The sequence below is a fragment of the Bacillus cereus group sp. BfR-BA-01383 genome, from assembly GCF_022663495.1.
GTDB classification, from domain to species: Bacteria; Bacillota; Bacilli; order Bacillales; family Bacillaceae_G; genus Bacillus_A; species Bacillus_A cereus_AU.
Map to the genome: position 1 here is coordinate 186494 of NZ_JAKUFP010000005.1, position 15152 is coordinate 201645.

A 15152-nucleotide genomic window follows, 5' to 3' on the forward strand; every position below is an offset into this window, starting at 1 on the left:
GTTATAAATTCGAATAACATTAAATAATACCACTCATTATAAGAGATTATAGTTGAATACCTACAATATGATGTGTAAAATCTAAGCAAGTAGCAGTATAAAGTGAAACTTTAATCAGTGGGGGTTTTGTTCAGCCCCACTGATTATTAGCCCACACCAATCGGGCGTTTACGCGCAGCCCGACTCCCACCTAACTTCTTTGCTCCAGCGGGATTTTGAGGTTGAAGTTTTACTGCCCGCAAATAGCAGTATAAATATAAATTCGAGGTGAATGCATGCTAGATTTTAAGCAGTTAGAAGCTTGTTTAAAAGACAAGAGATTTGTAGATGGATTACAGGAAATAAATAAAGAAATTTCATATATAAAAGAAACGAATACTTTATCTTATGTGAAAAATTGGCTTGCTAATATTTCTTCACATGAGGAGTTTGATATATTAATTCGCCTTACTGATGAAGGTCTTATGCACCAATACAGTTCATTCCTCATTCGCTACGCCTATAAAAAATTCCCAAATATGAGAACGCTCTCTTTATATTGTGACGAGCTAATTGATGAGCGGAAAATTCTTGAAGCAGAACAGTTGTTAAAATCGTCTTTAGAAAAGGTAAATAAAGAAGAAATAGATGCTGATTTTTTAGCGAAAACATATTTTACGTTAGTACGATGTCTGTTAGAAATGAAACGAAATGAAGAAGCGCTAATCTATATGCAAAAAGCAGAGGAGTACAGTAGACGTGCAGTCTTTGATAAATGGGGCTACGTCTATATGCATACAGGTGAATGGGAGAAGGCAGAGGAACAATTTATAGCTGGCATGCAGCATAAAGATTGTGAAGAACTATCCACATATTTATTATCACAGTTATATGCGAATAAAGGGGAACAAAAACGTGCATTACAGCTAATTGATGATGCAATTGTAAAGTTTCCACAAGTACCATATTTTCATTTTGAAAAGGTAAAGTATTTATTAGATTTAGGGCAATATGAAGAGATGTTAGCGGTAATGGATAACATTAATCATCAGCTTCCTTATCATGCTTATGAAGCTTACTTTGTACATTTACGTGCAGAAGGGCTGTACAAAATGAATAAACTTGTAGATTTACAAGTGCTATTAAAAAAAGAAAAAACTTTAAAAGAGTCTTTATATCATAATTTAGAAAAAAATCCAGATGGAAAAAAGGTACACTTACCGATAGTTCCAATTGTACAAAAGGATAATTATTGTGTTCCGACAAGTTTAGAAATGATGTTGCAAATATGGGGAGAAAAACGTACGCAGGATGAAATAGCAGAGTTTATTTTTGATATGACAGGTTCGAAGTTTTCAGATACAGTTTCTTATTTAGAAGAACTAGGTTATGAATACCGTTATTTTAAAGGGAATGAGGAAAATTATAAGAGACTGATTGACCAGGGGATTCCTGTATTATTAAGTATAGACATTGAACATGCTTCACATGTGCAAGTACTATCTGGATATGATGATACGTTACAAGCTTTTTATGTTCAAGATCCGAATTTTATAGAACCAGTTCTTGTGGAATATAGTAAATTGCAAGAGAGATATCGTTACACAGGTTGTTTAGCGATTACGTTTGTTCCGAAAGAAAAGAAGGAGCAACTAGCATTTTTAAATGAAGAAGAAAATCGTTATTTTAAATCTATTTTTTCTCTTACGGATCATTTAGATGAACAGGATAAAGAGGGAATAAGTAAATTAGTAAGATTTTTAAAAGAGACGAGTGAAAATCCGAATACGTGGTTATATACGGTTAAGCACTTAGATGTTGAAGTGGATAAAGAGTTTATTCTATATTGTATAGAAAAGTTAACGGAAAAGTTTCCGAACTCGGATTTTGTTGAATTGCATGGTGCACAATGCTTTATTCGTCTTCAAGAAATGGAGAAAGCTGGGCAAATGCTGGCAAGTGTTGAGAAGAAAAATAACCGTGCTTTATATCATTTGATAAATGGAAGGTATGCATTTGAACAGGAAAAGTATATAGAAGCGATTTCAAGTTTTCGTTCATCATTGCAATTGGATGCAGATCAGCCGATTGCATGGAGTTTTCTCGCTTTATCCTATATGTATATCGATCAATCTGAAAATGCGTTGCAGTTTTCTCAAGTTGCTTTAGAGCGTAGTCTTGAAAGGTTCACTTTAACGAATCACGGTTTAATATTAATCGACTTAGAAAGATATGAAGAAGCGTATGAAATCTTTAATGATTTGTTAAAAGAGTATAAAAATGAGGCGCATGTATGGTATGAGCGAGCGAGATGTGCACATCAATTAGGGAAATTACATTTAGCGATAAAAGGGCTTAAAGTAGCGATTCATTTGGATAGTAATGCATCTTACATTTATACGAAACTGTCGGAAATATACGAATCAGATTTGAAGGATGAGGAAAGTACGAAAGAAATTTTATTAGAAGGCATTGAGAATTGTGATGATAAAGCACCTCTTTACGTAAGGTTAGGTGACTATCATTTTCAGAATGATAGTTTGGAAGAAGCAGAAGTATTGTATAAGCGTGCTTTAGAAGAAAATAATGAAGATGTTTATTCTCATTTCGGACTTACTCAAGTCTATATGGCAAAAGAGCAATATAGGGAAGCGAAAAAATATATTCTCAGTATCGAAGAACAAATTGAAAAGAGTCAAGATTTCCTTATGAATGCAGGAATGGTTTTATGGGATGCAGAGGTTGAACTTGGTGGAAATGAGGAAGAGCTAAAAGTAGCATTGGCTAAATTAGAGAGTGGTATAAAGCAGGGAGATTATAATGTAGCAAGTGCGTTAGATGAATATGTAAATCGAATTAAAGGAACGGTGTTTGTACAACGAGGTATAGCATTTTTAAGAACGTTACAAAAAGAAAGAAATGAAGTAAGTGAATACAGTTGTTATACAGGTATTTTATATGAATCTATTGGACAGTACGGTCAAGCGATGAAAAGATATAATAAGGCAATAGAACAAAAGAACACGGCATTACCTTATTACAGAATTGGCGAAACACTCATGGCATTAGGGCAATTGACAGAAGCAAAACAAGCGTATGAAACATGTTTAGAACTTGATGGAAATTTCGTTGGTGTACATTTACAGCTTGCAGAAATATACGAAAAAGAAGAAAATCGTTCAAAGGAACAAAGTCATATGGTTCAGGCGATGAAAGAAGAACCATTGCATATAAATATGGAATACTTGGCGCAGCTTTCAGTAGAAGTAGGATTACAAGAAGAGCTGCTAACGGAATTAGAACAGTTAGCAGAGGAAGTGCCTGAAATATGGCGATTAGATGCGATTGCATATGTATATGGAGCAATGAATGAAATAGATAAGGAAAAAGAACAAATTGAGCAAGCGATACAATTAGATGGTGAACATACGGAAGTTCTATATCATTATGCGAATGTATTGGTGAAAAAAAGAGATGCAAAAGCGATGGAAGTTGCAATGAAAGTAATGCAACAAGATATAGGTAATGAACGTATTTTTGATGTTTATGTAAAAGCAGTAGAACAGCATAAGAAATTGTCTAGCATACGAGATTTTCTTCATACATTACAAGTGAAAAAAGCAGAAAAAAGTGCTGCGTTTATGTATGCAGCAGCTGCGGTTACGGAATGTTGGATTGTGCGTCAACAAAATGAACAACCGAAAAAATCTATATTTACGAGAGCTTTTTATCGTATGAAAAATCGCGCGAAAGAAATTTCAATGATTACAACAATCATTGATTTATATGAAATTTCGTTAAAGTTAAATCCGAAAAATAGTATGGCAGCGCAGCGATTTGCACTATTCTACGAGAATGCAGCGATGAATAAAGAAGCGATAGAAGTTTTGCAAACAGCGATAGAAAATAAATGGGATTATGAGGTAGCAAAGCAACTTGTAAATCTTTTCATCGAGTGTGAGGAAGAAGGGATGTTACGAGATGCTCTAGAGTTAACGAAGCAAATGGTCCGAGAGCTACCGGATGATTATGATACTCTTCTTTTGCAAGCACAAGTATTCCAGAGAGCTGGAGAAGAAAGAAAAGCAGAAAAAATATGCTTACAATTAACGGAAAAAACACCGTTTGTAAGTAGAGGATTCCTTGTTTTAGGAGAAATGTACCAAAGTCAAGAGAGATTTGAAGAGGCAATTCATTTATTAGAAGGTGCTTCTATACATCATTCAAATGAAACGGCAATTCTTCTTTCTTTAGCATCTTCGTATCATGGGGCTGGACAAACGATACAGGCAGAAAAAGTAACGAGTGAAATATTAATTGTTGATGCAAATAATTTGTTAGCAAGATATGATCATGCTTGTTACTTAGCGCTTTTAAACAGAAATGAAGAGGCTAAAAAAGAACTTGAAATTGTACTTCGTGAAGATGAAACGGGATTCTTTGCTGAGCTTATCGAGGAGGATGAAGATTTAGCAGGAATACGAGAACTTGAGAAGTAACTGTATAGGAATAGTTAAAAAAGGGCATAATTAAATATATATTTCGAATTAGTTGACAATTAATTGTTGAATAGCATAAAATAACTTTTAATAAAGTATACAAATCTGAAGACGAGAAAGAGTAAAATAGTGAGCTGTTCTCCAGAGAGCCGGTGTATTGCTGAAAGCCGGTGTGCAGACGTTATTTGAAAATCATCTCCGAGGAGCCGTGGCTGAACATAAGTAAGCCCGGACGGATGTCTACCGTTACAAAAAGAACGCGTATGTTAGTACGTTGCTAAGTGCTATTAGTGAAAAGCTAATAGAATTAGGGTGGTAACGCGGGTAAACCCGTCCCTACTTCATAGGGACGGGTTTTTTGTGTGCTTTTTTAAAAAATTCAAAGGAGTGATTGTACATGAAAAAAGTAGATGTAAAAGAGTCAGCTGTAGGGAGAGAAACACGTATTCGTAAGCAGTGGAACGAACAACGTATTTTCGAGCAATCAATTCAGAATCGAGAAGGTGCACAATCTTTCGTATTTTATGAAGGACCACCAACAGCGAATGGACTACCACACGTTGGTCATGCGCTCGGGCGGGCGATTAAAGATGTAGTAGCAAGATATAAAACGATGGTCGGCTATAAAGTATTAAGAAAAGCGGGCTGGGATACACATGGTTTACCTGTAGAATTAGGTGTTGAAAAGCAACTCGGTATTTCGGGTAAACATGAAATTGAAGAGTACGGAATTGAGCCGTTTATTAAGAAGTGTAAAGAGAGTGTATTCACATATGAGAAGCAGTGGCGTGAATTCACTGAAAGTATCGGTTACTGGGTAGATATGGATGATCCATATGTTACTTTAGAAAATCCATATATCGAAAGTGTATGGCATATTTTAGGGACGATTCATGAAAAAGGCTTGTTGTATAAAGGGCATAGAGTTTCTCCATATTGCCCAAGCTGTCAAACATCTCTTAGTTCACATGAAGTTGCACAAGGGTATAAAACAGTAAAAGATTTAAGTGCAACGGTTAAGTTTAAAGTGAAAGATAGTGAAAATGAGTATTTCCTAGGTTGGACAACAACGCCGTGGACGCTTCCAGCGAATGTAGCACTCGCTGTACATCCGAATATGGAATATGTTAAAGCAAAACAAGAAGATCATGTATACATTGTTGCGAAAGAACGTGTACAAGATGTATTAAAAGAAAACTATGAAGTATTATCAGTTCATAAAGGCGAAGAATTAGTAAACACATCTTATACAGCACCATTTCCGATGAAAGAAGTTACAAATGGTTACCGTGTCATCGCAGCTGATTTCGTAACGGCAGATAGTGGTACAGGACTCGTTCATATTGCTCCAGCATATGGAGAGGACGATTATAAAGTCGTTCAAAACGAAGGATTATCTTTCTTACATGTTGTAGATGAAAAAGGTGAGTATACGGAAGCTGTACCATTTTTGAAAGGTAAGTTTGTAAAAGATTGTGACGTTGATATCGTACGTTATTTAGCGAAAGAAGGGTTGCTATATCATAAAGAAAAGTATGAACATAGCTATCCACATTGCTGGCGTTGTGATTCACCACTACTTTATTATGCAGGAGAAAGTTGGTTAATCCGAACAACTGCAATTAAAGATACATTTTTACAAAATAATGATTCTGTTACTTGGTATCCAGATCATATGAAACATGGACGATTTGGTAAGTTTTTAGAAAATATGGTGGACTGGAATATTAGCCGAAATAGATACTGGGGAACGCCATTAAACGTATGGGAATGTGAGAGCTGCGATCATCAATTTGCGCCGAAAAGCATTGCTGAATTAAGAAAGCATAGCACGAAAGAAACACCTGAAGATTTAGAATTGCATAAGCCATATGTAGATGAAGTACAAGTTTGCTGCGGAAAATGCGGAAGTACAATGAACCGTACACCAGAAGTAATTGATGTTTGGTTTGATAGTGGTTCCATGCCGTTTGCACAATATCATTACCCATTCGAAAATAAAGAGTTATTTGAAGAACAGTTTCCAGCAGATGTTATTGCAGAAGGAATTGATCAAACGCGCGGCTGGTTTTATAGCTTATTAGCAGTATCAGCACTATACACTGGAAAAGTACCGTATAAACGAGTATTATCACTCGGGCATGTTTTAGATGAAGAAGGACAGAAAATGTCTAAAAGTAAAGGCAATGCACTAGACCCTGTGGATTTAGTAGAGAAATTTGGTGCAGATGCGCTAAGGTGGGCTCTACTCGTTGACAGTGCTCCTTGGAATGCGAAGCGTTTTTCTGAAAGAACAGTACTGGAAGCAAAATCGAAATTTGTAGATACGTTAGTCAATGTGTATAGCTTCTATGTTTTATATGCAAATTTAGATGAGTATAATCCGAAAGAAACATATGATGTTAAACGGACGAAATTAGATGAATGGGTATTATCAAGACTTCATAGCACAACGAAAAAGGTAAGAACAGCACTTGATGATTATCAGTTTACGAATGCAGCTCGTGAAATTGCGGCACTTGTAGATGAAGTGAGTAACTGGTATGTAAGACGCTCACGTAATCGTTTTTGGGAATCTGGTATGAATGCTGAAAAGGCAGCTGCATATGAGACACTTCATGAAGTACTTGTAACAATTAGTAAATTAATTGCACCATTTACACCGTTTGTTGCTGAAGATATTCATTTGAATTTAGAAGGAAGAAGCGTTCATTTAGAAGATTATCCAGCTGTAAATGAATCACTACTTCAGCCGAAGTTAGAAGCGGAAATGGATGCTGTTTTACAAGTTGTTGAGCTAGGAAGAAGTAACCGTAATCAACATTCTTTAAAAGTAAAACAGCCATTATCAGAACTTGTATTACTTGAGCATAAAGAGAATGATATCGATTGGGAACCTTATCGTGATATCGTAATGGATGAGCTAAATGTGAAAGCATTCCATGTTGAACTAGATGAAACGAAGTACACATCATATCAATTAAAGCTGAATTTTAAAACGGCGGGGCCCAAGTTCGGTAAGAATGTGAATGCAGTAAACGGCTGGTTAAAACAATTATCACAAGAAGAAGTACAAAACTTTGTTTCAACTGAAAAAGCAGTATATGAAGCTGCATCAGGAGAAAAAGTAGTCGTAACGGCTGAAGATGTATTGGTAGAGAAAGTTGCGAAATCAGGATTCTCTAATACAACTAACGGACAATATACGGTTATGTTAGATACAAATGTAACGGAAGAATTGTTACAAGAAGGGGTAGCACGTGAATTCATTCGCGCCGTTCAAGAATATCGTAAACAGTTGAATTTACCAGTTAATTTACGAGTGGATGTTATTCTTGATACAGAGCAAGAACTACAGAAAACGTTAACGAATCATAAAGATTTGTTGGAGGAAAACTTGCTCGTCAAGCAATTTACATTTAGTCACTTAACGAATGAAGACGATGAAATTTCCTTAGGTGAGACAAAAGTCCGTATTAAATTAAGCGCGGCTAATTAAAGAAAAAAGGAAGTTGGAATGATTCCAACTTCCTTTTTGTATGACTGGAAAAGAAATATATTTCTAAAGTATTGTTTTCGTTTTACACATAAATATTGAGAAAATTTCACTTACCCTAAATGGAAAGGTAATAGAATTGCTCATATAGAATTACTCGTAGATTCACTTTATTTCGTTACTTGTGGACAGTAATAGCCTTATAGGAATGGGGTAAAGGTTTCAATTTATTAGGGGGAGTGGTTCTATGTTTAACAAAAAAATGGTGGCAATGGCAATGACTGTACCATTAGTAATGGGGACAATTTCTACTGTTTCAGCACTTGAAAAACAACAACAAGTAAAGCTAGAAGCGTATTCGCCGCAAAAGAAAGCAATTGAATATTTAAAAGGACATGCTACGGAATACGGATTAAAGCCAGACCTTTCCGATTTACAATATATTTCTACAACGGATACGTCAGTAGCTTCATATGTTCGGTTCCAGCAAGTAGTCAATGGTGCTCCTGTATTTTCAAAACAAATAACAGTTACTATTAATGGACAAGGGCAAGGAGTACTTGCTGTGTCGGATTACCAGCCTGTTCAAAATGTGAAGGAAATAACGAAAAAGATTAGTGAAAAAGAAGCAGAACAGAAATCAATGGCGTATGTTGGAGGGGAAAGTGAGCAAAACTTATGGGCTCCTACAGAGAAAGAATTCGGATATATTATTGAAGAGGGAATCGCTATCCCAGTATACAAAGTTTTAGTCCATTCTAATAAACCTTTCGGTGCATGGGAAACATTTGTTGATGCGGAAAATGGGAAGCTAATAAAAAAGGTTGATATAAACCGAAAGGCAGAAGGAACAGGAAAAGTATTTTTACCTAACCCAATTGTATCTAGTGGTAGTTTAGCTGGGTTAAAGGATAATAAAGATGCAGATTCAGCGGCTTTAACGAATCAATTGAAAACCGTTACTTTAAAAGGGTTAGATGGTACAGGATTTTTAATTGGAGAGTATGTTACGATTTCTTCAAAAGCGAAGACAAAATCTACAAATTTACAATTCAACTATACACGCGCAAATGATAGTTTTGAAGATGTTATGTCGTATTATCATATTGATACATTACAGCGTTACATTCAAGGATTAGGCTTAAAAAATATTAATAACCGTTCCATTAAAGTGAATGTAAATGGTACAACTGATGATAACTCATTTTATTCACCATCAACGAAAGCATTAACATTTGGTACTGGCGGAGTAGATGATGCGGAAGATGCGGGTATTATCGCACATGAATATGGACATTCGATTCAAGACAATCAAGTACCTGGCTTTGGAAGTTCAGCAGAAGGCGGAGCGATGGGAGAAGGGTTTGGAGATTTCTTAGGCGCTACTTATGAAGATGCGGTATCAACGACAGGTTACGGAAAAGCATGTATTGGAGAATGGGATGCGACTGCGTATTCTAGTTCAGATCCGACATGCTTACGCCGATTAGATACGAATAAAGTGTATCCGAAAGATATAACGAACGAAGTGCATAATGATGGGGAAATTTGGGCACAAGGCCAATACGAAATGGCACAAGCCTTTGGCCGTGATGTAGCAACAAAAATTATTTTACAATCACATTGGTCATTAACGCCAAATGCAAAATTCCGTGATGGAGCAAAAGCAATTAAGCAAGCGGATGCTCTTTTATATGGCGGACAACACGCTGCTGATATCGATCGTATTTGGGCAGCAAGAGGAATTAGTACGAATTAATATAAAAAAGTCGTGGCATTTTATAAGCCACGACTTTTTTATTTTTCTAAGAACTGGTATGAGTAAATTAGGTGATATCAATGATAGTGTGAATATATCCACATTCCATTTACTTTTTTGTATCTTTAAAAACAAAATGCTCTTTAAATTTTCTAGACTCAACTTTTTGACCGTTTCTCATCGAGCGGAAAGGATGTTCTTGCCATGTAATGATCACGTCAACCTCATCTGCTTTTGTAGAAACAGGGAAGTTAGCATGTCTGAATCCAGTTTTTCCGCTTGCTAGTCGACTTTCTTCTAGGGAAAAGAGTTCGTATTTGGTTTTCATATTTGGTTCATTACGGAAGACTTCAACTTGTACGTTATATACTTCGTTTTCTCCAACATTCGTTACTGAAAATTGATATGTTTGAAATTCATCTTTTTTAGCTTGAAGCATATTCTTGCTTATTTTTTTCGGTTCAGCAATATTCACTCGCCATTGATCAGAATTTTGAGAGATTGGTAAAGATTTTGGTGAATAGGCGTATGTTTCATTTACTACAATTAGGCAAAACAAAAGGAAGAAGAAACTAATTGCTTTTTTCATATGTATACCTCCGTTACAATTTTGATATTAATATGTGTGGGAAATACATAAAATATGTAATAAAATGGAAGTTATCGAAGGGTATTAAAAAACTAATGTAAATCTACATGGGTAAATAATAATAAAACGTAAAAAATACTTACTAAATAACTGTAGAGTTTAATAAAAAGGCTTGCATTTTACAAAACTAAGAGTTAGAATACTCTGCAAATACAAAAAGTGATGATCAGGAAAAGTACATGATGCAAGGGTCTACAGAGAGCAATCGGTTGCTGGGAAGATTGCGATACCGCATGATGGAAAGACACCTGTGAGTGTTGCTTTGAACGTGATAATTAGTAAAAGCAAACGGTACCTACCGTTATCAGGACTAAGATGGTCAGTATGACAATTTGGGTGGTACCGCGGAAAAAAATCCGTCCCTATTTATAGGGGCGGATTTTTGTATTCTTTGAAAGGAGGTGAGTGATCGTGGATGATGACGACGACAACGACAACAATAACGTAAATAAAAATAAAACTACTGGAGGGAAATATAATGGATCAAATAATGAAGCGTTCACTCACACGAGAATGTACGGAGCATACCGGAAAGACGGTATTACTACAGGGATGGGTAAAAAAGATTCGTCATCTTGGAAATGTTAGTTTTTTATTATTACGGGACCGGACAGGAGTTATTCAATGCGTATTAGAAAGCAAGCTGGCTGGATATAAAGTAGATGTTGAAAGTGTCGTACAAGTGGTTGGTGAAATAGTAGAGACTTCGAAAACAGAATTAGGTGTTGAAGTGCTTGCACATGAAGTGAAAATATTAAATAGTGCAGAACCACTTCCATTTGAAATAAACAAAAAGAAGTTACAAGTTGGCTTAGATCAAATATTGAATGAGCGGGTAATATCATTAAGACATGAGCGAACCGCGGCGATTTTTAAAGTGAAAGCTACACTTGCTCAAAGCTTTAGTGAATATTTAACGGAGAACGATTTTACACGTATATTTACGCCGAAAATTGTTTCGCAAGGAGCAGAGGGCGGGGCGAATGTTTTTAAGCTTCCATATTTCCAAAAAGAAGCGTATTTAGCTCAATCACCACAGTTCTATAAACAAATGATGGTAGCTGGGGGACTCGAGCGTGTTTTTGAAATTGCTCCTGTGTACCGGGCTGAACGTCATAACTCTTCACGACATTTAAATGAATATATATCGTTAGACGTAGAACTTGGGTTTATAAATGATTTTCATGAAGTGATGCAATTAGAAACAGATGTTTTACGATACATGTTTCAACAAGTAGGAGAAAAATGTGAAAAAGAACTACAACTATTACAAATAACAGTACCTATCATTGCAGAAATTCCTAAAATCACATTATCAGAAGCACAAGAAGTTTTGAAAAGTAAGTATCGAAAAGAATCTCCTATAGGGGATCTAGATACAGAAGGTGAAAAATTACTGGGGAAATATGTGAAAGAAACATATAATAGTGAATTTGTATTCATTACTCATTATCCAAAAGAAGCGCGACCAATGTATACAATGCCGAATAAGGAGAACGAAGCCATAACGGATTCATTTGACCTATTATATAAAGGATTAGAAATAACGTCAGGTGCACAGCGTATTCATAATCATGAAATGTTACTCGCATCTTTTAAAGAAAAAGGATTACACCCAGAGAAATTTCAATCGTATGTAGATACATTCCGCTACGGATGTCCGCCGCATGGTGGCTTTGGAATTGGATTAGAACGAGTTGTGTATAAGCTTTTAGAGTTATCGAATGTGAGAGAAGCGAGTGCTTTTCCGAGAGATTGTACGAGACTTTTACCGTGAAAAAAGAATCTTCGCGATTTTCGCGAGGATTCTTTTAATGTTCCTTTATTTTTACATTATGTTTAAAAATCGAGAATTTTCGTCTCTTTCTTTCTCTTTCGTAATAAAACTTGAAATAATAATAATTACTAAAATAAAAAGACCGATTAAAAATCGCATATTAAAAACCACCTTTTTAAGCATGTAAATCCCTTCTTCCTGGTAAAATGCGTTTTAATAGTTCAAAGGAGAGATAGAATGGAATTGTTAAAATTAATATACTTACCGTAATAATTTCAGGTGTTTGATGCATAATTAAAAATTTAAATAAACCGTAGGAATTAAATAAATACTCCAGTACGATCATATTGGAAATCATAAATAAAAAAATAGATTTTGCATTATAAAAGATGGAGAGTAAGGCGTTGATAAGCACGTGTTTATATAAAATGTAAAACGGTTTTAATCCCTTTGCGACCGCAACGTTTATATAATCTTTTTGCAGCTCATCATTATAATTTAACAAGCAAATTTTGTATAAGTAAATAATCGGTAAAATACTCAGTGTTAATATCGGTAACAAATATGTTTTTTCTTGCATAGTAGAAAAAGGAACCGTAACGAGTATATTTGTATTTTTATAAATCCAAATGACAAATAACTGTACGCAGACGACAAAAAATAAGTCTGGTAATGATTCTAGTACGTGTAAAGTTTTAAGAATAAGAGATTGAAGGCGTTGAGGAAAGTAAAATGTAAGAATAGTAAAAGTAGTAGAAAGAAGTGCGGCGATAAGGAAGGCACACATCATAATAGTTAATGTATGCGTATATGATTCTAGCAAGTATGGAAAAAGATCACGGTCTGGCGACTGAGTGCCAGCATTGCTAATTTTATAAGTAATACTTGTAGGGTAAAACAAAGAAGAAATAACATTTGAAATCGAATCTAAATAGTTACTAATATTAAATTGTAAAGTTGGTGTAGGCGGCATTGCTAGCGATTTTGCTGAATTAGGAGGTGTACCGAAAAACAATTGTGGTAAGGAACAAATCGCAATAATGCCAAGAATGATGAGAAATGAGCGGATAACAAAAAAACAGCCATTCTTTAATAGTGACATAACGTGTTAATCTCCTTTTGTTTTTATTGTAAATATTTTCTATAAATCTATATAAAAATCCTTTTCGACAAAAAAATCAATATATACCTTGACAGTTACAGATATAATCGATATACTTCATATTAATTTTAAAAGAAAATATATTCTAAATATTAAAACGTGTTGAATAGGAGTAGTAAGGTCATGTATTTGTACAGAGAGCTATGGGTTGGTGCGACATAGTCAAATGACATCCTGAACTCGCCTAGGAGCAGTAAGGTGGAACGGAATTACATTCTTAGTAAATCTTAACGGTTAACCTTCGATATTAGGTTTGTAATCAAACGATTACTACTAAGGTGGATTCATAATGGAATCAATAAGGGTGGTACCGCGTTAAGTATATGGCTTAGCGTCTCTTTATTTAAAGAGATGCTAGGCCATTTTTTATTTTATAGAAAAAGAAATGGAGGGTTTATTTGGATTGGTTTATAAAATTTAATTATTTATATAAAAAGATTTAATTAGGAGGAAAATAAGATGAAACAGACGGAGCAATGGACTTCGAAATTAGGTTTTATAATGGCTGCGGCAGGATCAGCAATTGGACTAGGTGCAATATGGAAGTTTCCTTATATCGCTGGGAAGAGCGGAGGAGGAGCATTCTTTTTAATCTTTATATTATTTACGGTATTAATTGGACTACCATTACTAATAGCTGAATTTATGATTGGACGCAGTACACAGAAACAAGCAGTTGGAGCATTTAAAAGTATAGCGCCAAATACAGGATGGCACTGGATTGGACGTCTTGGTGTTGGAACTTGTTTTATATTACTGTCATTTTATAGTGTTGTAGGCGGATGGGTACTAATTTATTTATTCAGAGGAGTAACTGGACAGCTTATTACTTCAGGGCAGAATTACAGTGCATTATTTACTGAAACAATTGGAAATCCTGTTTGGGCTATTACTGGACATTTTGTTTTTATGTTCATTACGATATGGGTTGTATCAAAAGGTGTACAAAATGGGATTGAAAAAGCAAGTAAATATATGTTGCCGGCATTGTTCGTATTATTTGTCGCTCTTATTATTCGCTCATTAACACTTGATGATGCGATGAAAGGTGTGAAGTTTTTCTTACAACTAGATTTCTCAAAGATTACTTCAGAAAGTATTTTGTTCGCAATGAGCCAATCATTCTTTGCGATTAGTATCGGAATTTCGATTATGGTTACGTATAGTTCGTATTTAAATAAAAAAGAAAGTTTACCAAAATCAGCAGTTACGATTGTTGGATTGAATTTATTCGTATCTTTATTTGCGGGTCTTGCTATATTTCCGGCAGTATTTTCACTAGGCATGGAGCCGACAGAAGGGCCTGGACTACTATTTATCGTACTACCATCAGTATTTAGTCAAATTCCATTCGGCGGATTGTTCTTAACAGTATTTCTTGCGCTATTTACATTTGCCACATTAACATCAGCGTTCTCTTTACTTGAAACAGTTGTTTCAGCAATGGCGAATGGGAAGCAAGAAAGAAGAACTAAGCTATCATGGATTATCGGTTTCTGCATTTTCCTAGTAGGTATACCATCTGCGTTATCCTTTGGAGTATGGAGTGATATTACGATTTTTGGGAAGAATATTTTTGATGCAGTAGATTTTCTATCTAGTAATATATTAATGCCACTTGGAGCACTATTTATTAGTATTTTCGTATCATTCAAAATGGAAAAGAAAGTGTTAGAAGCAGAATTTTTTGTAGGTGGAAATTACGGAAAGAAAATATTTACTTGTTGGGCATTTTTACTTCGATTTGTAGCACCACTTGCAATAATCATCGTCTTTTTAAATGTAATAGGAATTATTTAGGTTGAAATGTTATAATATTCAGTATAAAAGA

Annotated in this window: 7 protein-coding genes and 3 other annotated features; of the genes, 5 read left to right on the forward strand and 2 right to left on the reverse strand. The window is 35.1% G+C overall.

Annotation, left to right across the window (positions count from 1 at the left end; all coding sequences use genetic code 11):
• Positions 1 to 275: 275 nt before the first annotated feature.
• From MR065_RS07770 to MR065_RS07780, 3 genes are all read left to right on the forward strand, one after another.
• Positions 276 to 4478, forward strand: coding sequence for a bacteriocin-processing peptidase family protein (locus MR065_RS07770; RefSeq protein ID WP_242213180.1), 4203 nt, complete (start codon positions 276 to 278; stop codon positions 4476 to 4478).
• A 99-nt stretch (positions 4479 to 4577) separates the two neighbouring features.
• Positions 4578 to 4819: a binding site (T-box leader), on the forward strand.
• 56 nt (positions 4820 to 4875) lie between these two features.
• On the forward strand, positions 4876 to 7977 hold the full coding sequence (gene ileS / locus MR065_RS07775) for an isoleucine--tRNA ligase (RefSeq protein ID WP_242213181.1): 3102 nt from the start codon (positions 4876 to 4878) through the stop codon (positions 7975 to 7977).
• Between the two features lie 244 nt (positions 7978 to 8221).
• Positions 8222 to 9733 (forward strand): M36 family metallopeptidase, encoded by a 1512-nt coding sequence (locus MR065_RS07780; protein WP_242213182.1) that lies wholly within the window; start codon positions 8222 to 8224, stop codon positions 9731 to 9733.
• A gap of 109 nt (positions 9734 to 9842) precedes the next feature.
• Here MR065_RS07780 and MR065_RS07785 read toward each other — a convergent pair whose 3' ends face one another.
• Entirely contained in the window at positions 9843 to 10322 is a 480-nt protein-coding gene (locus MR065_RS07785; RefSeq protein ID WP_242213183.1) for a hypothetical protein, read from the reverse strand.
• Positions 10323 to 10535: 213 nt separating this feature from the next.
• Positions 10536 to 10749: a binding site (T-box leader), on the forward strand.
• 111 nt (positions 10750 to 10860) lie between these two features.
• On the opposite strand from MR065_RS07785, the gene aspS reads away from it, so the two are divergent.
• The gene (gene aspS / locus MR065_RS07790) at positions 10861 to 12159 is read left to right on the forward strand and encodes an aspartate--tRNA(Asn) ligase (protein ID WP_242213184.1); all 1299 of its coding nucleotides are present in this window, start codon (positions 10861 to 10863) and stop codon (positions 12157 to 12159) included.
• 175 nt (positions 12160 to 12334) lie between these two features.
• Here aspS and MR065_RS07795 read toward each other — a convergent pair whose 3' ends face one another.
• Positions 12335 to 13261, reverse strand: coding sequence for an ABC transporter permease subunit (locus MR065_RS07795; protein ID WP_242213185.1), 927 nt, complete (start codon positions 13259 to 13261; stop codon positions 12335 to 12337).
• 153 nt (positions 13262 to 13414) lie between these two features.
• Positions 13415 to 13663 (forward strand) — a binding site (T-box leader).
• A gap of 117 nt (positions 13664 to 13780) precedes the next feature.
• Here MR065_RS07795 and MR065_RS07800 point away from each other — a divergent pair.
• Positions 13781 to 15121 carry a sodium-dependent transporter gene (locus tag MR065_RS07800; protein WP_242213186.1) on the forward strand — a complete coding sequence of 447 codons (1341 nt, stop codon included), beginning with the start codon at positions 13781 to 13783 and terminating at the stop codon, positions 15119 to 15121.
• The last annotated feature ends 31 nt before the right edge of the window (positions 15122 to 15152 follow it).